16 protein-coding genes and 1 pseudogene are annotated in these 18,444 nt (G+C 69.8%); 7 read left to right on the top strand and 10 right to left on the bottom strand.

Annotation, left to right across the window (positions count from 1 at the left end; all coding sequences use genetic code 11):
• Both OG295_RS03190 and OG295_RS03185 read right to left on the bottom strand, forming a co-directional pair.
• Positions 1-1,077, bottom strand: coding sequence for an alcohol dehydrogenase catalytic domain-containing protein (locus tag OG295_RS03190; RefSeq protein ID WP_371675428.1), 1,077 nt, complete (start codon positions 1,075-1,077; stop codon positions 1-3).
• Between the two features lie 372 nt (positions 1,078-1,449).
• The gene (locus OG295_RS03185; protein WP_371675427.1) at positions 1,450-1,926 is read right to left on the bottom strand and encodes a hypothetical protein; all 477 of its coding nucleotides are present in this window, start codon (positions 1,924-1,926) and stop codon (positions 1,450-1,452) included.
• Here OG295_RS03185 and OG295_RS03180 point away from each other — a divergent pair.
• Positions 1,874-2,293, top strand: a complete 420-nt coding sequence (locus OG295_RS03180) for an MBL fold metallo-hydrolase RNA specificity domain-containing protein (RefSeq protein ID WP_371681086.1) — start codon at positions 1,874-1,876, stop codon at positions 2,291-2,293. The two genes, OG295_RS03185 and OG295_RS03180, sit on opposite strands and share 53 nt — an antisense overlap.
• A 225-nt stretch (positions 2,294-2,518) precedes the next feature.
• The gene (locus OG295_RS03175) at positions 2,519-3,157 is read left to right on the top strand and encodes a CBS domain-containing protein (protein WP_371675426.1); all 639 of its coding nucleotides are present in this window, start codon (positions 2,519-2,521) and stop codon (positions 3,155-3,157) included.
• 687 nt (positions 3,158-3,844) lie between these two features.
• On the opposite strand, the gene OG295_RS03170 is transcribed toward OG295_RS03175, so the two are convergent.
• Positions 3,845-4,798, bottom strand: a complete 954-nt coding sequence (locus OG295_RS03170) for a hypothetical protein (RefSeq protein ID WP_371675425.1) — start codon at positions 4,796-4,798, stop codon at positions 3,845-3,847.
• A gap of 644 nt (positions 4,799-5,442) precedes the next feature.
• A complete protein-coding gene (locus tag OG295_RS03165; RefSeq protein ID WP_371675424.1) occupies positions 5,443-5,862 on the bottom strand; it encodes a hypothetical protein in 420 nt (139 codons plus the stop codon).
• A 377-nt stretch (positions 5,863-6,239) separates the two neighbouring features.
• Here OG295_RS03165 and OG295_RS03160 point away from each other — a divergent pair, with 377 nt between their 5' ends.
• Positions 6,240-6,917, top strand: a complete 678-nt coding sequence (locus OG295_RS03160) for a hypothetical protein (protein ID WP_371675423.1) — start codon at positions 6,240-6,242, stop codon at positions 6,915-6,917.
• 27 nt (positions 6,918-6,944) lie between these two features.
• Here OG295_RS03160 and OG295_RS03155 read toward each other — a convergent pair whose 3' ends face one another.
• Entirely contained in the window at positions 6,945-7,463 is a 519-nt protein-coding gene (locus tag OG295_RS03155; RefSeq protein ID WP_371675422.1) for a hypothetical protein, read from the bottom strand.
• A 23-nt stretch (positions 7,464-7,486) separates the two neighbouring features.
• Between OG295_RS03155 and OG295_RS03150 the strand changes: the two genes are divergently transcribed.
• From OG295_RS03150 to OG295_RS03140, 3 genes are all read left to right on the top strand, one after another.
• A complete protein-coding gene (locus OG295_RS03150; RefSeq protein ID WP_371675421.1) occupies positions 7,487-8,185 on the top strand; it encodes a hypothetical protein in 699 nt (232 codons plus the stop codon).
• 326 nt (positions 8,186-8,511) lie between these two features.
• Entirely contained in the window at positions 8,512-9,921 is a 1,410-nt protein-coding gene (locus tag OG295_RS03145) for an APC family permease (RefSeq protein ID WP_371675420.1), read from the top strand.
• Positions 9,922-10,022: 101 nt separating this feature from the next.
• Positions 10,023-10,388 (top strand): iron chaperone, encoded by a 366-nt coding sequence (locus tag OG295_RS03140; RefSeq protein ID WP_371675419.1) that lies wholly within the window; start codon positions 10,023-10,025, stop codon positions 10,386-10,388.
• Between the two features lie 110 nt (positions 10,389-10,498).
• On the opposite strand, the pseudogene OG295_RS03135 reads toward OG295_RS03140, so the two are convergent.
• The 5 genes and pseudogenes from OG295_RS03135 to kdpF form a co-directional block, all read right to left on the bottom strand.
• Positions 10,499-11,186, bottom strand: a pseudogene (locus OG295_RS03135) (response regulator).
• Positions 11,187-11,286: 100 nt separating this feature from the next.
• Entirely contained in the window at positions 11,287-11,964 is a 678-nt protein-coding gene (locus OG295_RS03130) for a potassium-transporting ATPase subunit C (protein ID WP_371675418.1), read from the bottom strand.
• Positions 11,965-11,972: 8 nt separating this feature from the next.
• Positions 11,973-14,111, bottom strand: coding sequence for a potassium-transporting ATPase subunit KdpB (kdpB, locus tag OG295_RS03125; protein ID WP_371675417.1), 2,139 nt, complete (start codon positions 14,109-14,111; stop codon positions 11,973-11,975).
• Positions 14,108-15,772 (bottom strand): potassium-transporting ATPase subunit KdpA, encoded by a 1,665-nt coding sequence (kdpA, locus tag OG295_RS03120; RefSeq protein WP_371675416.1) that lies wholly within the window; start codon positions 15,770-15,772, stop codon positions 14,108-14,110. The genes kdpB and kdpA overlap by 4 nt, the downstream gene beginning before the upstream one ends.
• A gap of 6 nt (positions 15,773-15,778) precedes the next feature.
• Entirely contained in the window at positions 15,779-15,868 is a 90-nt protein-coding gene (kdpF, locus tag OG295_RS03115) for a K(+)-transporting ATPase subunit F (protein WP_042817481.1), read from the bottom strand.
• Positions 15,869-16,387: 519 nt separating this feature from the next.
• Here kdpF and OG295_RS03110 point away from each other — a divergent pair.
• Positions 16,388-18,286 carry an APC family permease gene (locus OG295_RS03110; RefSeq protein WP_371675415.1) on the top strand — a complete coding sequence of 633 codons (1,899 nt, stop codon included), beginning with the start codon at positions 16,388-16,390 and terminating at the stop codon, positions 18,284-18,286.
• Positions 18,287-18,444 lie beyond the last annotated feature (158 nt).

Genomic DNA, 18,444 nt, shown 5'->3' with positions numbered 1-18,444 from the left:
TCACTGCTCCTGAGCCGGCACGGCGACCGTGTCGTGTTGGGGTCCGCCGAGCACGACCTTGAGGGCGCCCGTCTCGCCGGCGCGGGAGAAGACGTCGTACGCCTCTCCCATCTGATCCAGCTCGAAACGGTGGGTGACCATCGCGGCCCCGGGAAGGCGGCCGGCTGCCATCATGCGCAGCAGCATGGGCGTGGAGTGGGTGTCGACGAGGCCGGTGGTGATGGTGACGTCCTTGATCCACAGATCTTCGAGGTGCAGGGTGGCGGGCTTGCCGTGGACGCCGATGTTGGCGACCCGGCCACCCGGACGGACCATGCGGGTGCACATCTCGAACGCCTCGGGTACGCCGACGGCCTCGATGACCACGTCGGCGCCCAGTCCGTCGGTGAGGTCCTCCACCAGCCGCTCCGGCTCCTCGTCCGCGCTCGCGGTGGCATCTGCGCCGAGGTCGCGTGCGGCGGCGAGCCGGGACGCCGCGAGGTCGACGGCGATGATCCGCCCGGGGCTGTAGAGCCGTGCGGTGGCGATGGCGGCCAGGCCGATGGGGCCGGCGCCGACCACGACGACCGTGTCGCCCGGGCGCACCTTGCCGTTGAGCACGCCGACCTCGTAGGAGGTCGGGAAGATGTCGGCGAGCAGGACGGCGTCGTGGCTGGCCAGAGCGCTGGGCAGCGGGTGGACGGAGAGGTCGGCGAAGGGGACGCGTACGTATTCGGCCTGGGTCCCGTCGATGGTGTGGCCCAGGACCCAGCCGCCGCCCCCGCGGCACTGACCGTAGTGCCCTTCGCGGCAGAAACGGCAACGGCCGCAGGCGGAGATGCAGGAGATCAGGACACGGTCGCCCGGACGCACACTGCGGACGTCGCCGCCGGTCTCGACCACGGTGCCGACGGCCTCGTGGCCCAGGATCCGGCCGGGAGCCACTCCGGGAACGTCGCCCTTGACGATGTGCAGGTCGGTGCCGCAGATGGTGACGGCGGCGACCCGGACGATCGCGTCGGCGGTGTCCTTGACCGAGGGGTCCGGGACGTCCTGCCAGGAGGTCTGCCCGGGCCCGTGGAAGACAAGTGCCTTCATGGCGCGGCCTTCTCTCTGTGGGCTGTGCGAGAGGGTGTCACCGTCAGGCTGTGCCCGAATCCCTCCGTCCCGCTTGGGCCGGTCGGCCCCTACCCGGGACCGATGGGTCCCCGGCGGACAGGGCGTTCCGGTGCGAGGGTGGAGACCGGCATCCGTTCCGAAAGGAGGGCTGCTGCCATGTCCCGGTCAGCCCCCCTGCTACCGCCCGCCCGGCCCTGCTGAGGTTCCTCGGCGGAGTGCGGACGGTTACGGGCAGCAAGTTCTTGGTCGAGAGCGACCATGCCGGATCCTCGTCGACTGCGGACTCTTCCAGGGTGTCGCGGACCTACGGCGCCGCAACCGGGACAAGCCGCCCTGTGACGCCTCCGGCATTCACGCCGTTGTCGCACGCACGCCCACCTGGACCACTGCGGATACCTGCCGCGACTGGTCCGGCACGGCTTTCGCGGACCGATCCTGACCAGCGCCAACACCGCCCGCCTCGCCGAGATCGTGCTCCGCGACAGCGCCCGCCTGCAGAGGGAAGCGGCCGAGCACGCCAACCAGCACGGCTGGTCCAAGCACCGGCCTGCCAAGCCGCTCTACGACGATGACGACGTCGACCACACGATCAAGTACTTCGATCCGGTACCGGTGGGCAGCGAGATCGAGATCATCGCCGGTACGAAGCTGATGCTGCACCACGGCGGTCACATCCTCGGCTCCGCCTGGGCGCACCTGACCCTGGAGGACGGCCACACCCTCGCCGTCAGCGGCGACCTCGGCCGCCCCGGCCGCCCGTACCGTCCAGGAATCGATCGACATCAACAACACCACCGGCCCGGCGATCATCGTCTCGTCCGCCGGCATGGCCACAGGAGGCCGCGTGCGGCACCACCTGCACCGGATCCTGCCCGACCCCCGCAACGCCGTGGTCATCGTCGGCTCCGCCGCCGCCGGCACCCGCTCGCGCGACCTCGCGGACGGCGCTCGCACGCTCAAGATGTTCGGCGAGTACGTCCCCGTACGCGCCGAAGTGGCCGACGTACCGCACTTCTCCGCGCACGCCGGCGCCGACCGGATCATCGACTGGATGCGCGCCGCCCCAGCCCCGCACGCCACCTACCTCGTCCACGGCGAGGAGACCGCGGCCGAGGCCCTCCGTGACCGGATCGACCACGAACTGGGATGGACGGCCGTCGTACCCAAGTCGGGGGAGGCCGTCCTGGTCCGCTGACCGGGGCCGGACGGGCCCCACGGTGTGCACCGCGCGGCCCTCCCGGACACGGCGGCTCGCCGAGCAGGGTGGACGCGAAGGGTTGGAGGCACTCCATGAGCACCGTGCACAGCATCCTCGAAGCGATGGCACCCCAAGCCCGCGAAGCCCTGCTCGCCCACTCCCACCAGGTGACCTTCCCGGCCGGCACCCGCATCTTCAACTACGCACGCTGAGGACCTCGCCATGACCTCCACCCCCTATACCGTCGCCGATGTCATGACCACCAAGGTCATCGCCGTCACCCCTTCGACCGGCTTCAAGGACATCGCCACCGCGATGGAGCGCTGGAAGGTGACCGCCCTACCCGTTATCGAGGGCGAGGGCCACGTCGTCGGCGTGGTCTCCGAGGCCGATCTCCTGCCCAAGGAGGAGTTCCACGAGCACCGCCCGGGCCTGGTCGAGCAGATGCGCCGCCTCGGAGACACCGCCAAGGCCGGCTCCACCCGCGCCGAGGACATGATGACCACCCCGGCCGTCACGATCCACCCCGACTCCACACTTCCCCAGGCCGCCCGCCTCATGGCCGACCGGCACATCAAGCGCCTCCCGGTCGTCGACGCCGACGGCACCCTCAAGGGCATCGTCAGCCGCGCCGACCTCCTCAAGGTCTTCCTCCGCACCGACGAGGAACTCGCCGCCGAGATCCGCCGCACCGTCGTCGACCACCTCTTCCCCCTCTCCCGCGGAGCCGTCAAGGTCACCGTGACCCAAGGGGTCGCCACCCTGACCGGCGAGGTCCGCGACGGCGACCTGATCCCCCTGGCCGCACGCCTCACCCACTCCGTGGAGGGCATCGTGGACGTCCACTGCCAACTCAAGTGAGGTGGCAGGCCTCCGGACTGCGGACACCCCTCGTACTCATTTGATGGACGCGTCGCGGCCGACAGCGTCATGCTCGAGAAGAGGACCGGTCTTCTTCCGCTACGCGGAGGCTTCGGTCTCTGTGTGTGCGGGGAACAGATCGCGGGGGACATCCGGAGGTGTCGCCGGCGCCGTGGGTCCGGCGACGCCGATGGGGTTGCCGTTCTGCTGCGAGCCTCGGCCTGCCCCTGGCGGTCTCCAGTGAACGAGCAGTTCGCCGTCGGCCGCCATGCATCGCATCGAAGGGACCACCTCCGCCAGCAAGGTCAGCAGGACCGCACAGGTGGCCGGGTAGGTCGACCCCGTCGATGCCCAGGAGCAGATACGGCCGCCCTCCGTCCGAGGAAAGATCCACGGCGGCAGCCCGGTCCACCGACTGCGCCGCTTGCGCCGTCCGGTCCCTGACCCTGCTCCTGTGGCCCATGGTCGCCGGATCCGGCGACGGATGGCCCGTCTGGGCCGACTTCGCCCTGGCGGGTTCCGTGCTGGATCCTGTGCGGCCTGGCTGTCGCCACAGCGGTTCTGCTGCGATGGCAGCGCTCGCCGGCAGCCTGACGCGGTCCCGCCCAAGACCGTCAGCTGGGCAGGCTGCCTGCTGTCGTTCCCCCTCGGGACGGATGCGGTGGGGTGGATGACAGGCTGTGGACGTCAGTCCTGGGCCCGGGAGAACCTCCGCCGCCGAGTTGGATTGAGCGAGCCGGCTTCCGTTGTCCCAAGCTCCACTGACGCGACTTCCGGCACAGTGATCCCGGTCTGTGGCCGCCTGCTCAGGGAGCGCAACGGCCGCAGCCTGCGTCGGCGGGCCCAGCCAGGTCCGTTGCGCAGATCGGTGTACCGGACGACCGCGTCGGGGGTCATCGTCCGGATCCACAGCGGCCTTCCGACCATGATGCGTTCGGCACCGGCCGACTCGCCGTCGAGGTTCCACCGCGTGGGGTCGAGTACGACGTCGGTGTAGATCTCGGCGACGAACTCGCAGTGGCCCCCGTGCCCCATGGTGAACCCGCGGGTCTCGGGGTGTCCCCTGTGCTCGGTGGTGCTGGAGAACCCCTGGTCGAGAGCGATCTCCAATGCCTCCACGGACCGGGACTGCGGGTCGTCCCACTGGGACGTGTTCCGCCTGCCCCTGGTGCGCAACAGCTCCTCGACCGCCGGCGCCGCCGAGGACGTCCAGCCGTCGACGAAGCCGTCGCTCGGACCGAAGCCGCGTACGTTGTCCTTGCTTCCGAACAGACAGAGGTCGACCCTCCGGCCGTGCACGTTTCGAAGCTGAACGTGCATGACTGCGGCTCCCCGTGTGTGCCACGCGGCGAACTCGGCGAACTCGACCTTGCCGACACCTTTGACGTAGGAGGCCGGAGGTTCCAGGTCAAGGCTCTCCGTGGCCGCGGACCCGAGGTGACGCTCAAGCCGGCGCGCCTCCTCCAGCCGGTTCCGCGTCACGCGCTGCCGGGGCCCGATGCCTCCTTGGAGGCCGATGAGTGAGAGGCCGAAGGTCCAGGCTCGCCGTCCCGTGAGCTCGATGCCGTTCTCCTCGGCGACTTGCCGGACTGCTCGATCTGACCAGTAGAGGTATCGACCGACCTCGTGACGGGCTGCCATCCGACCTCTCTTCGTTGGTGCGTCGGTATGCCGGAGTTGGGGTCAGGCTGGCACGGCGTGACCGTGCTCGGCGTGATCAGCACGGTTCTCGCACGGGGCAGCCTCCGACCTGCTACTGCTGAACTTGATGGGGTGATGTCGGTCTGTTCGCCGGACAGCGTCGGCGCCAGTGGCGCGAGAACGGCCACGCCGGCGTGACCTCCAGGGGGCCGTCTGGCCGGCGAGGACGAGGCTGGCCAGTCGATGACGTGACCTGCTACAAGATCGGTGAGAGCTCCCAGGTCCGCCTGCTTGGTGGGATGCAGAGGCTTCGACGGCGGGAGGGACGGCTTGGCGGTTTTCGGGTGTGCGGGCTGCGGTGCGGTCCTGACGGAGGCGGTGTCGGAGGTGGCGTTGCCGATCCACCTGGCCGACACCCACTGGGAGGAGCTGCACCCGCCACTGATGGAGGCTGGGTCCTACGCCGTCGACCCCGCGCCGTACGGGCCGCCGTGGCGGCAGTGGGACGAGGTCGGGGCGCGCGAGGCGGCGGAGCTGGGGCGCTTCGCGCCGTTCGGTGCACTGTCCGAGGGGCCGTCGGGCACCGTCCTCCTCGCGCCCGGCGACATGCGCGGCACCAGGCTGATCCTTGAGCGGGCGGGGGGCTACTGCATGGGGATCGACGGGAGGGACGGGCCGAACCTCGCCTGCCTGGGCTGCGACCTGCCGGTCGGAACGAGGATGGACGACTGCGGATGCTGGCAGGTCGTCCGGCTCGTCCCGCAGGCGGTGGTGCGGCTGCTCGGCCCGCCGGAGCGGCCGGTCATGGACCGGGCGGAGCTGCCCGGGTGGTGGTGGCCGCCGGGGGCGCGCCCGTCGAGGTGGCGCCCGGACCGGTCGTGGAGCTCCTCGGCCGGGCACTTGGTGCGCTGCTGCCCGCCGGGGAAGGCGCGAAGCGGCTGGACCTGGCAGGACCGGGGTTCGGCGAGCCGGTCGCTGACCTGGTGCTGGTGCCGGTCCGTCCGCAGACCGGAGACATGTGGCAGCCGGGTGCCGGGCGGTGCCGGTACCCATGGATGCCGCACTCTGGGCCGGGCTCGCCTTCCCGCCACACCGGACCCGCCTGCCGGCAGTCGGCGGACTGCCGGCAGGCGTGGAACGGGACGACCCGCTGCGGGTCGGACGCGTCTCGTGCCGGCGGGGGTCCCTCGGTCCTGGACCACTGGACGACCGTCGTGCGCCCAGCGGCCGCCGCAGTGTCGCACGTCGCACGTCGCCCGGCACCGAATCCGTGACGTGGCAGGACTCGAACCGGAACGAGGGGGTTACGCTCTGCGCCATGCGATGAAGTGGCCCGGCAGGTTGGGTCGTTCGCCTCCCACGCCGAGGGGGGAAGTCGACCGAGCCTGACACCCGGTGATCAACTCCTGTGCCATTGCGTCGAGGAGCTCATCCTCGTCTGGTGGTGGGGGAGATCGCGGGGTGGCGGTCCGCCCGGGCCGCATCCGAGCGGGCGGACGCCGGGGGGACCCAGACGGGAATGCGCCGCCGGGCTGGGCCGCCGGCCTTCAGGGGTCGTCGTAAGGGTTTGGGGAAAATGACACAGGACGGCGGACGGAACCACAGCATGCGATACAAGAACGAAGACGATGTCAAGCAGGCGCTGGGAATCGACTCCTGGAGGAACCTTTCCAAGGAGAAGATGATCAGGTTCGCAGCCATGATGCCTGACATGGACACCGAAGTGGCTCTGAAAATCGTCGAACAGTTCCCCGTGTTCAAGGATTTCGCCATGGGCATCGTGGGCGTGATGGAGAAGGCGCACGAGTCCACGCTCTCGGCCAACAAGAAGAGCCAGAAGTATTTCCATCGGGCCTGCCAGGAAATAAGGGAAATCCTCAAGCGCGAACTCGACAGGGGTGACCTGGGCTGGGAGGAGAGGAAATACATCATCGAGCGGATCCAGGAGACCGGGAGGATGGAGTTCGAGAAGGACAGCGAGAACAAGCGGTTCCTGGACGGGATGCTCAAGAAGGTGGTGGTTGGCGTCGGTGCGGTAGCCGCCCTGGGTGTGGCTTTTGTCGGCGGCAAGGTGATAGCCGAAAGCAAGGACAGCCCCGAAGGGTCCACGGAGGCTTGACCTCGCTCTTTCGCCTCTCGCACCGCATCAACCGCAGCGGTGGGCGATGACGTCCTTCCACGGCGGTGACCGCAGCCGGCGGAGGAGTTCGGGCGGGTTGGTCTTGACCACGAGCGGGTGGTGGGCCTTCTTCTCTTCGACCAGGAAGTGCGCGTGGTCGCGCTGGGTGTGCAGGGCGTCCGCGGTGAGGGTGATGCCGGCCGGGTCGTAGGGCGGGTGACGGTCTGGCCGTCGCCGGTCATCGCGGCCAGCAGATGGGCGGCCGGCATATCGCCTGTGCGGGAGCCGCGTGCGCTCTTGCCGTCCACCGCCACGGTGTCCGTTCCGGCGGGGTCGGACTGCCGACGCGGCGATCAGCGCGACGCTCACCAACGGGTTGACGCCTTCCGCGCCGCCGCCGCGGATCGGCCGGGCTTCGCAGCCGCTCCGCCCGTCCGATCGCCCTGCCGTGCAACGGGCCTGCCAACCGCCCTGACCGATAGCGCCCTTCGCCCGCCGCGCCGGGCAGTCGATCAGTAAGCTGAGCCGCTGATCTGATCGTGCCATCACGACGAGGCTGGGGGGCGTTCGTGTCGGATGCAGTGCTGAACATCGTGATCGGGCTCGTCACGAGCATTGTCAGCGGCGGATCCGTATGGGCTTGGAAAAGGGCGAGCACGACCCGCCTCCTGCATCAGAAGCAGGCTTTTCTCGGTCTGCAGCCCGGCGTGCCGTGCGTCATCATCCTGAACAGTCACTGGCAAATGCCCGCTGTCACCGACCACAGCGACGTGTACGCGATCATCGAGCTTGCGATGCTCGCCGAGGAGGCCGGGTGTCCGTTCTCCCTTGTCGCGGCTGACGCGCGTGAACTCAACGGGGATCGCACCGAGCTCAGCGTCGGCGGACTGGGGTCGAACCAGCGCAACGTCGAGTACGTGGCCTCGCACCTGCCGGGTGTGAAGGTCAACCCGGCTGGTGACTTCACGGTCGGAGAGCAGCGGTTCGTGCACGAGCAGGGGCGGAGGGACCATGCTCTGGTCGCGAAGTTCACCCCTCCGCAGTCCACACAGCCGGTCCTGGTCATCATGGGGCAGTCGTCGATCGCGAACCAGGCGGCTGTGTACCTCCTCAAGCGCGACTACCGGCGTCTGTCGAAGACGGTCGCATCGGTCGATCGGTTCTGCCTCATGCTGCGGGTCGACGCGGCGGATACCTACGGCTACCAGGCGGTCGAACTGGCTGCTGACCTGTCCGCGGTTGCCTTCCAGGGCCGCCAGCGTCGATAAGACACAGGCCGCCTCGTCAGAGACCCGCAGCCGGGCGATGGTCCGGCGTCCGCAAGCATCACGGCCGGCAGGCGGGCGGCGGGCATCTCCGCGCTCTGCACCCGCCGCCCCCCGCTGAGCGCCGCCAAACTCCAAGATCACCTGGGCTGTGAAACGCTCCTGGCCGGTTCGGGCGGCTCATCCGTATGCCGTACGGGTTCACCCGGGCGGGCCACGCCCCCTCCTCCTGCTGTTGCGCGGCACGCGTGGCGCGCTGAGGCTCGGCGCATGGCCTGGATCGCCCGTGTCGAGGCGGCCCGACGTCCTCGGAGCGACGGGAGGGAGCCATGGCGGCTCCGAACGCGTCGGACGACGGCACTGGATCGCCGCGGCCCGCCGGCCCGGCTCAGCGCAGTTTCGGGCTGCGGGGCGCCACCGCGCTGATCATCGGCACGATCATCGGTGTCGGAGTCTTCAACCTGCCGACCTCGCTGGCCACTTACGGGCCGATCAGCCTGTACTCGATGGGGCTGACGACCATCGGCGCGCTGGCGCTCGCGCTTCTGTTCGCCGCGCTTTCGCGGCGGCTGCCCGCGGACGGCGGCCCCTACGCGTACGCGCGCACCGCGTACGGCAACACGCTCGGGTTCTTCAGCGCGTGGTCGTACTGGATCACCGCGTGGGCGGGCAACGCGGCGATCGCGGTCGGCTGGGTGCTGTACGTCGAAGTGTTTCTGAACAAGGGGCACAACCGTTTCCTCTCGGTCCTGTTGGTGCTGGCCGCGCTGTGGCTGTCCGCGTTGGTGAACCTCGTCGGGGTGCGGCAGATGGGCCTCGTGCAGGTGGTCACCACGGTGCTGAAGTTCGCGGCGCTGGCCTTCATGGCGACCGTCGGACTGTTCTTCGTGGACGGGGCGAACTACAGCCCGGCGAACATCAGCGGCGAGAGCACCGTCGCGGCCATCGGCGGCGGCATGGCGATCGGCCTGTTCAGCTACCTCGGGGTGGAGACGGTCGCGGTGGCCGCGGGCAAGGTGCGCGATCCGGATCGCAACATCCCGCGCTCCACCGTGACCGGGACGCTGGCGACGGCCGTGGTGTACATGCTCTCCCTGGTCGCGGTGTTCGGGATCCTGCCGGCCGCGCGGCTGAAGGACTCCACCGCGCCGTTCTCGGACGCCGCGAACGTGATCTTCGGCGGGACCTGGGCCGGGAACGTCATGGCCGTCGCCGTGATCATCTCCGGGCTCGGCGCGCTGAACGGCTGGACGATGATCTGCGCGGAGATGCCGCTCGCGGCGGCGCACGACGGGCTGCTGCCGGCGCGGTTCCAGCAGCTGTCCGCCAAGGGCGTGCCGGCATTCGGGGTGGTCGCCTCGACCGTGCTCGCGTCGGTCGCGGTGATCGTGAACTACTCCGGGTCCGGCGGCACCTCGGTGTTCACCACGCTGGTGCTGATGACGGGCATCACGGCCGCCCTCCCGTACGCGCTCTCCGCCGGAGCGCAGATCAAGTGGAGGCTGGCGGACCGGCGGCACGCGCAGGGTGCCCGGTTCGCCCGCGACATGGTGATCGCGGTGGTCTCGCTGGCGTTCTCGATCCTCTTCATCTGGTACTCGCGCGACACCAGCCGCACCTCGTGGGGCTACTGGGCCCCTTTCCTGCTGGCCGCGGCGGCCCTGTTGTGCGGCCTGCCGGTCTACCGCGCGCAACGCCGGCACATGGCGCCGCCGGCGGAGGTCCCGCCATGGCGGTGACGGAGCCGGCCGAGCCCGCCCCGGACGCTCCGCCCGCGCCCGACCCGCCCCGGGCCGTGTTCGAAGGGACCGGCACCGGGAGGCTGGACTAGGCTCACCGCATGGTGCGGAGCGGAGCGGGCGACGTCGACGGATACCTGGCCGAGGTGCCGGACGCGCGCAGGGAGGCCCTGACCAGGCTGAGGCGGTTGTGCCGGGCCGAACTCAAGGGGTTCGACGAGGTCATGGCGTACGGAATGCCCGCCTACGAGCGGGAGGGCGCCGCCGAGATCGCCTTCGCGAGTCAGAAGCAGTACGTCTCCTTCTACCTCATGCGCAGCGATGTGAGGGAGGCGTTCGAGGAGCGGCTGGCCGGGCAGGACATGGGCAAGGGCTGTCTGCGGTTCCGCAAGCCGGGGGACATCGATTTCGACTTGGTGCGAGACCTGCTGAGGGCCGTCGCGGCAGCCCCGGGCGAGATCTGCTGACGGCAGGGCGCGGCGTACGACCGCTTCCTGCGGGCGGGCAGGGTGAGGACCATCGTCAGGCCACCGCCGGCGCCGCGCGGTCCAGGGTGGGTCGGGCGGGTCCGGGTGGGTCAGGGTTCGAAGCGGTAGCCCATGCCCGGTTCCGTGATCAGGTACCGGGGGGTGGGAAGGGTCCGCTTCGAGCTTCCGCCGGAGCTGGGCCATGTAGACGCGCAGGTAGTTCGTGTTGTCGCTGTAGGTCGGGCCCCAGACTTCGAGCAGCAGCCGGCCCTGGGAGACGAGGTGACCCGGGTGGGTGACGAGGATCTCCAGCAGGTGCCATTCCGTCGGGGTGAGCCGTACGGTGAGGTCGCCGCGCCGGACCTTCTTGGCGAGCAGGTCCAGGGTGAACCCGTCGGTCGTGACCAGCGTGATGTCGCTGGTCCGCTGCTCGGGATCCGCCTGCCGCCGGGTGGCCGCGCGGAGCCGGGCCAGGAGTTCGTCCATGCTGAAGGGCTTGGTGACGTAGTCGTCGGCACCGGCGTCCAGCGCCCGGATCTTGTCCTCCGAGGTGTGCCGGGCGGACAGGACGAGGATCGGGACCCGGCTCCACCCCCGCACCCCCTTGATGACGTCGATGCCGGCCATGTCGGGCAGGCCGAGGTCGAGGACGATGACGTCGGGTCTGCGGGCCGCTGCGAGCCGCAGGGCGGAGCTGCCGTCGGGAGCCTCCTCGACTTCGAATTTGCGCGCCTGAAGATTGATCTTGAGCGCACGGACGAGCTGGGGATCGTCCTCCACCACCAGCACCCGGGTCATCGGTGTGCAGCCTTCCTTCTTCGTGAGCGGAACGGTGAGGAGCCGGCGGGGTGCGAACGGTGCGCACTCCGCCGGCTCTCGGCTCGTGTGAGGCGGACCATCAGTTCTCGGTCAGTGCCTTGAGGGCGGTGTTGAGTTCGAGGACGTTGACGCGGGGTTCCCCCATGAAGCCGAGGGTGCGGCCCCGGGTGTGGTCGGCGACGAGCTTTTCGACCTGCTTGGTGTCGAGGCCGTGCCGCTCGGCGACCCGGTGGATCTGGAGCTTGGCGTACTCGGGGGAGATGTTCGGGTCGAGGCCGGAGCCGGAGGAGGTGACGGCGTCCGCCGGCACGTCCCGCGGATCGACCTTGTGGGTCGCCGTCGAATTGTCGGCGACCACGGCCTCCTTGGCGTCCTCGACCAGCTTGACGAGGTCCGGGTTGTCGCCGGCCTTGTTGGTGGCGCCGGAGAGGAGGAGGGAGTACTGCGTGTTGACGCTGTTGCTGCCCAGGCCGTTCGAGGGGCGCGGCTGGAACCACTTCAGGTCGGGCCTCGCGGCCTCGTCGGCGTCGTTCGGATCTTTCTTGGGCAGGTCGTACCGCTGTCCGATGAGGGAGGATCCGACGACGTTGCCGCTCTGGTCCTTGATCTCGGAGCCGTTGGCCTTGTCGTTGAACAGGGCCTGGGCGATCCCGGTGACGGCGAGGGGGTAGAGCACGCCGCACACGATCGTCAGGACGAGCAGGGCCCTCAGGCCCGCACCGATCAGACGTGCTGTGTTGCCTACGGAGTTGTTCATGGCGGGTATCAGCCGATTCCGGGGATGAGGGTGATGAGCAGGTCGATGAGCTTGATGCCGATGAACGGGGCGATCAGACCGCCCACGCCGTACAGGCCCAGGTTGCGGCGGAGCATCTTGTCGGCGCTGGTCGGCTTGTACTGCACGCCCTTGAGGGCGAGCGGGACGAGGGCGATGATGATCAGCGCGTTGAAGATGACGGCGGACAGGATGGCGGACTCGGGGGAGGTCAGGCCCATGATGTTGAGCTTGTCCAGGCCCGGGTAGACCACGGCGAACATGGCCGGGATGATCGCGAAGTACTTGGCGACGTCGTTGGCGATGGAGAAGGTGGTCAGGGCGCCGCGGGTGATGAGGAGCTGCTTGCCGATCTCGACGATCTCGATGAGCTTGGTGGGGTTGGAGTCCAGGTCGACCATGTTCCCGGCTTCCTTGGCGGCCGAGGTGCCGGTGTTCATGGCCACGCCGACGTCGGCCTGGGCGAGGGCGGGGGCGTCGTTGGTGCCGTCGCCGGTCATGGCGACGAGCTTGCCGCCGGCCTGTTCCCGCTTGATGAGGGCCATCTTGTCCTCGGGGGTGGCCTCGGCGAGGAAGTCGTCGACACCGGCCTCTTCGGCGATGGCCTTGGCGGTGAGCGGGTTGTCACCGGTGATCATGACGGTCTTGATGCCCATGCGGCGCAGCTCGTCGAACCGTTCGCGCATGCCCTCCTTGACCACGTCCTTGAGGTGGATGACGCCCAGGACCCGGGCGCCCTTCCCGTCCTCGACGGCGACGAGCAGCGGAGTGCCGCCGGCCTGCGAGATCGTGTCGGTGAGCGCCTGCGCGTCGTCCGCGACGGAGCCTCCGCGCTCGTTCACCCAGGAGATGACCGAACCGGTCGCCCCCTTGCGGACGTTGCGGCCGTCGACGTCCACACCGGACATACGGGTCTGGGCGGTGAAGGCGATCCATTCGGCGTGGGCGAGTTCGCCCTGGTGGCGTTCGCGCAGTCCGTACTTCTCCTTCGCGAGGACCACGATGGAGCGGCCCTCGGGAGTCTCGTCGGCGAGGGAGGAGAGCTGGGCCGCGTCGGCGAGTTCGGCCTCGGTGACGCCCTTGACGGGGACGAACTCGGCGGCCTGCCGGTTGCCGAGGGTGATGGTGCCGGTCTTGTCGAGGAGGAGGGTGGAGACGTCACCGGCGGCTTCGACGGCGCGGCCGGACATGGCCAGGACGTTGCGCTGCACGAGGCGGTCCATGCCCGCGATGCCGATGGCCGACAGGAGCGCGCCGATCGTGGTCGGGATCAGGCAGACCAGCAGCGCCGTCAGCACGATCATGGACTGCTCGGCGCCCGCGTAGATCGCGAACGGCTGAAGCGTGACGATCGCCAGCAGGAAGACGATCGTGAGGGATGCGAGCAGGATGTTGAGCGCGATCTCGTTCGGCGTCTTCTGCCGCGCCGCGCCCTCCACCAGGGCGATCATGCGGTCGATGAACGTCTCGCCCGGCTTCGTCGTGATCTTGACGACGATCCGGTCGGAGAGGACCTTCGTACCGCCGGTGACCGCGCTGCGGTCGCCGCCGGACTCCCGGATCACCGGGGCGGACTCACCGGTGATCGCGGACTCGTCGACGGAGGCGACGCCTTCGATGACGTCTCCGTCGCCGGGGATGACGTCACCGGTCTCGCAGACGACGAGGTCGCCGATGCGCAGATCGGTGCCGGGGACCTGCTCCTCGCCCGGGCCGTCCTGGGTCAGGCGGCGGGCGACGGTGTCGGTCTTGGCCTTGCGGAGGGTGTCCGCCTGGGCCTTGCCGCGGCCCTCGGCGACGGCCTCGGCGAGGTTGGCGAAGATGGTGGTCAGCCACAGCCAGGCGGTGATCGCCCAGCCGAACCAGTCCGTCGGGTCCTTGATGGCCAGCACGGTGGTGACCACCGAGCCGACGAGGACCACGAACATGACCGGCGACTTGATCATGACGCGGGGGTCGAGCTTCTTCACCGCATCCGGGAAGGACTTCAGCAACTGCGCGGGGTCGAACAGCCCTGTGCCGACGCGGCCGCCTTCCGGCTTCTGGCCGGTGGGCGCGTCCTGGTGCGGAGGGCGGGTCGGAGTCACGGTCGGCATGACGTCCTCTTGCTTCCTGGTGTCGGAGGTCATGACGCCAGCCCTTCGGCGAGCGGACCCAGCGCGAGCGCCGGGAAGTAGGTCAGACCCGTGATGATGACGATCGTGCCGACGAGCAGGCCGGCGTAGAGGGGCTTGTCCGTGCGCAGGGTTCCCGCCGTCTCGGGGACGGGATTCTGTTCGGCGAGCGAGCCGGCCAGCGCGAGGACGAAGACCATGGGCAGGAACCGGCCCAGCAGCATGGCGAGGCCGATGGTGGTGTTGAACCACTGCGTGTCGGCGTTCAGGCCTGCGAAGGCGGAGCCGTTGTTGTTGGCGCCCGAGGTGTAGGCGTAGAGGATCTCGGAGAACCCGTGGGCACCCGTGTTGGCCATGGAGTTGCCCGGGGTGGGCAGGGCCATCGCCGCGGCGGTGAAGCACAGCACCAGCGCCGGGGTGATGAGGATGTAGCAGGCCGCGAACTTGATCTCGCGGGTGCCGATCTTCTTGCCCAGGTACTCCGGGGTGCGGCCGACCATGAGGCCGGCGATGAACACCGCGATGATCGCCATGACCAGCATGCCGTAGAGACCGGAGCCGACACCGCCGGGGGCGATCTCGCCGAGCTGCATGCCGAGCATCGCGATGCCGCCGCCGAAGCCGGTGAAGGAGGAGTGGAAAGAGTTGACGGCACCCGTGGACGTGAGGGTGCTGGCCACCGCGAAGATCGACGAGCCGCCGATCCCGAACCGGGTCTCCTTGCCTTCCATCGCCCCGCCCGCGACCTCGAACGCCGGTCCGTGGTGGGCGAATTCGGTCCACATCATCAGGGCCGTGAAGCCGAGCCAGATGACGGCCATCGTCGCCAGGATCGCGTAGCCCTGGCGCAGGTTGCCGACCATCCGGCCGAACGTGCGGGTGAGCGCGAACGGGATGACGAGGATCAGGAAGATCTCGAAGAGGTTGGAGAACGGAGTCGGGTTCTCGAAGGGGTGGGCGGAGTTGGCGTTGAAGTAGCCGCCGCCGTTCGTGCCCAGCTCCTTGATGACCTCCTGGGAGGCCACCGCCCCGCCGTTCCACTGCTGCGTACCGCCCAGGAACTGGCCGACCTCGTGGATGCCGGCGAAGTTCTGGATCGCGCCGCACGCGACCAGGACCAGCGCGCCGATCACCGAGATCGGCAGCAGGATCCGGACGGTGCCCCGGACCAGGTCGGCCCAGAAGTTGCCGAGTTCACCGGTGCGGGAGCGCGCGAAGCCCCGTACCAGGGCCACCGCCACGGCCATGCCGACCGCGGCCGAGACGAAGTTCTGTACGGCGAGGCCGCCGGTCTGCACGACGTGGCCCATCGCCTGCTCACCGGCGTACGACTGCCAGTTCGTGTTCGCCACGAAGGACGCGGCGGTGTTGAAGGCCTGGTCGGGGTCGATCGCGGAGAAGCCGAGCGAGCCGGGCAGGACGCCCTGCAGGCGCTGCAGGACGTAGAGGAACAGGACGCCCACGGCCGAGAAGGCGAGGACGCCGCGCAGGTACGCGGGCCACCGCATCTCGGCGGAGGGGTTGGCGCCGATGGCCTTGTAGATCCACTTCTCCGGCTTGTAGTGCTTCTCGGAGGAGTAGACCTTGGCCATGTGATCGCCCAGCGGACGGTAGGCCAGGGCCAGCGCGGCGACCAGAGCGAGGAGCTGGAGGACACCAGCGATCCGGGGACTCATGTCGGCTCAGAACCTCTCCGGGTACACGAGGGCGAGGACGAGGTATCCGAGCAGGGAGACGGCCACGACGAGGCCGACGATGTTCTCGACGGTCACAGCTTGGCCACCCCTCGGGCGATGAGAGCCACCAGCGCGAACACCGCGACCGTGGTGACGACGAAGGCCAGATCGGCCATCGTGAGCTCCTGATGAAGTGATGAAGTGGAAGTGGAATCGGCCGGAGTGGCCGAGACCGAGCAAAGCGCGAGTGGCCCTCCGCGTTAAGCGACCTTGACGGGGTCCATACGGTCGCGGGGCAACCCTTGACGCAGCCCTGACGCGGGGTCTCGGGTTCAGCACCTCTCGGGCCTGACCAGCGCGGTCCCCGGATGGCCGGGCAGGCACGGCGCGACGATCGGCCCGGCCCCGTTCTCGATGTCCGCAGCGCCTCCGGTCGTCCCCGGCGCCACGCGCCCCGGCGAGGCATTGACGCGTCTCATAGGATCTGCCGGGTTCGGCGTAAGGAGCGCGTGAAGAGTGGTCCGGTCGGCGTATGGATCTCGCCAAGGTGGCCGACGGCAGCGGTGAGCGCCTCCGACGCTGTCCTCACTCTGCCCACTTCGGAGGAACGGCGACATGGCCATGCACACAGGAGAACCGACCGCTGCCGGCCAGGGACCGGACCAGGGGCCGGGCCAGGAGGAGCCCCCTGATACCGGCGCCGGGTCGGCGGCCGAGCCGGGGGACCGGCACAGGCTGACCGCGCTCCAGGGCCTCGCCGCCCTCTCCCTGGACGCCATGGCCTCCGTCGCGTACGGCCCCGAGTCGATCGTGCTCGTGCTCGCCGCGGCCGGGGGGTACGGCCTCGGCTTCACCCTCCCGGTGACCCTGGCGATCGCCGCGCTGCTGGCCGTACTGGTCGCCTCGTACCGACAGGTCATCGCAGCCTTCCCCGACGGCGGCGGCTCCTACGCGGTGGCCAGGCGGCACCTCGGCCCGCGTACGAGCCTGGTCGCCGCGGCCTCGCTGATCCTGGACTACGTCCTGAACGTCGCCGTGTCGGTCACCGCCGGTGTTGCCGCCCTGACCTCGGCCTTCCCCTCGCTGTACGGGGAACGGGTCTGGCTCTGCCTGGGCGTGCTCGTGCTGGTCACGGCCGTGAACCTGCGCGGCGTCGTCGACTCGGCCAAGGCGTTCCTCGTGCCCACGGCCGTGTTCGTCGGCTCGATCCTCGCGATGATCACGGTCGGTCTGTTCCGGGACGGACCGGTGTCCACCGAGACCGCCGCGGGGCACGCCTCCGCTCTCGGCGACGGCGCCACCACCGTCGGCGCCCTGCTCCTGCTCAAGGCCTTCTCCGCCGGCTGCTCCGCACTCACCGGTGTCGAGGCCGTCGCCAACGCCGTGCCTTCCTTCCGGGCACCGGCCGCCCGCCGGGCCCAGCGCACCGAGGTCGCCCTCGGCGCGCTCCTGGGCGTGATGCTGATCGGCCTCTCCATCCTCATCGGGCGCTTCCACCTCCAGCCGGTCGAGGGCGTCACCGTCCTCGCCCAGCTCGCGGACGCCTCCTTCGGCCACAACGCCGCCTTCTACGTCGTCCAGTTCGCCACCGTGGTGCTGCTGGCCCTCGCCGCGAACACCTCCTTCGGCGGGCTGCCCGTCCTGATGAGCCTGCTGGCCCGGGACAACTACCTCCCCCACGTGTTCGCGCTCAAGGCCGACCGGCAGGTCCACCGGCACGGCGTGGTCTGGCTGGCCCTGGTGTCCGCCGCCCTGCTGGTCTTCTCCGGCGGAGACGCCAACACCCTGGTGCCGCTCTTCGCCATCGGGGTGTTCGTCGGCTTCACCATCTGCCAGGTCGGCATGGTCCGCCACTGGTCGCTGGAACGCCCCGCCGGCCGGCGGGCGAAAGCCGCGCTGAACGGCTTCGGCGCGCTGCTCACCGGTGTGTCCGCGGTCGTGGTGACGGCCACCAGGTTCACCCAGGGGGCCTGGCTGATCGTCGTGGCCCTGCCGCTGATCGTCCTCGCCTTCGAGAAGGTGCACCGCGCCTACGGGCGGATCGGTGAACGCCTGGAGCTCGGCCGGATCCCGCAGCCCCCGGAGCGCTCCCGTTCCCTGGTCGTCGTCCCCGTGTCGGGGCTGTCCCTGCTGACCTGCCGGGCGCTGACCGCTGCCCGCTCGCTCGGCGACGAGGTCCTGGCGGTGACCGTCACCCACCCGGCGCCCGAGGACCGGCGGGCCGCCGAAGCGCTGCGCCGCGACTGGGAGCTGTGGAACCCCGGCATCGAGCTGGTCGAACTCCCCTCGCCGACCCGCTCGCTGGGCCGTCCCGTATCGGGCTACGTCCGCGAGCTGACGGAACGGCAGCCGGACACCCAGGTGACCGTCCTGATCCCGGAGACCGAGCCGGAACGCCTCTGGCAGCGGATGCTGCAGAACCAGCGTGGCTCGCTGGTCGCCCACGCGGTACGCCGGGACACCGACGCGGTGATCTGCCGGCTGAGGTTCCGCATCACCGCGGAGCCGCGCTGACGTGCCCTCGGACGTGCCCTCGGACGTGCCCTCGGACGTGGCCCCGACGGCCGACCGCTCCACGCCGTTCGCCTCCCACGCCCGGCCCGGGGTCCATGGAGCGACCGCGGCCGGCGGCGAGTTCGGCGCGGCTGCCGGAAGCTGACGGCCGGGAGGAT

Source organism: Streptomyces sp. NBC_01276, assembly GCF_041435355.1.
Classification (GTDB): domain Bacteria; phylum Actinomycetota; class Actinomycetes; order Streptomycetales; family Streptomycetaceae; genus Streptomyces.
Note: the sequence above shows the minus strand (reverse complement) of the source record. Positions and strands in the feature narration are given on the sequence as shown.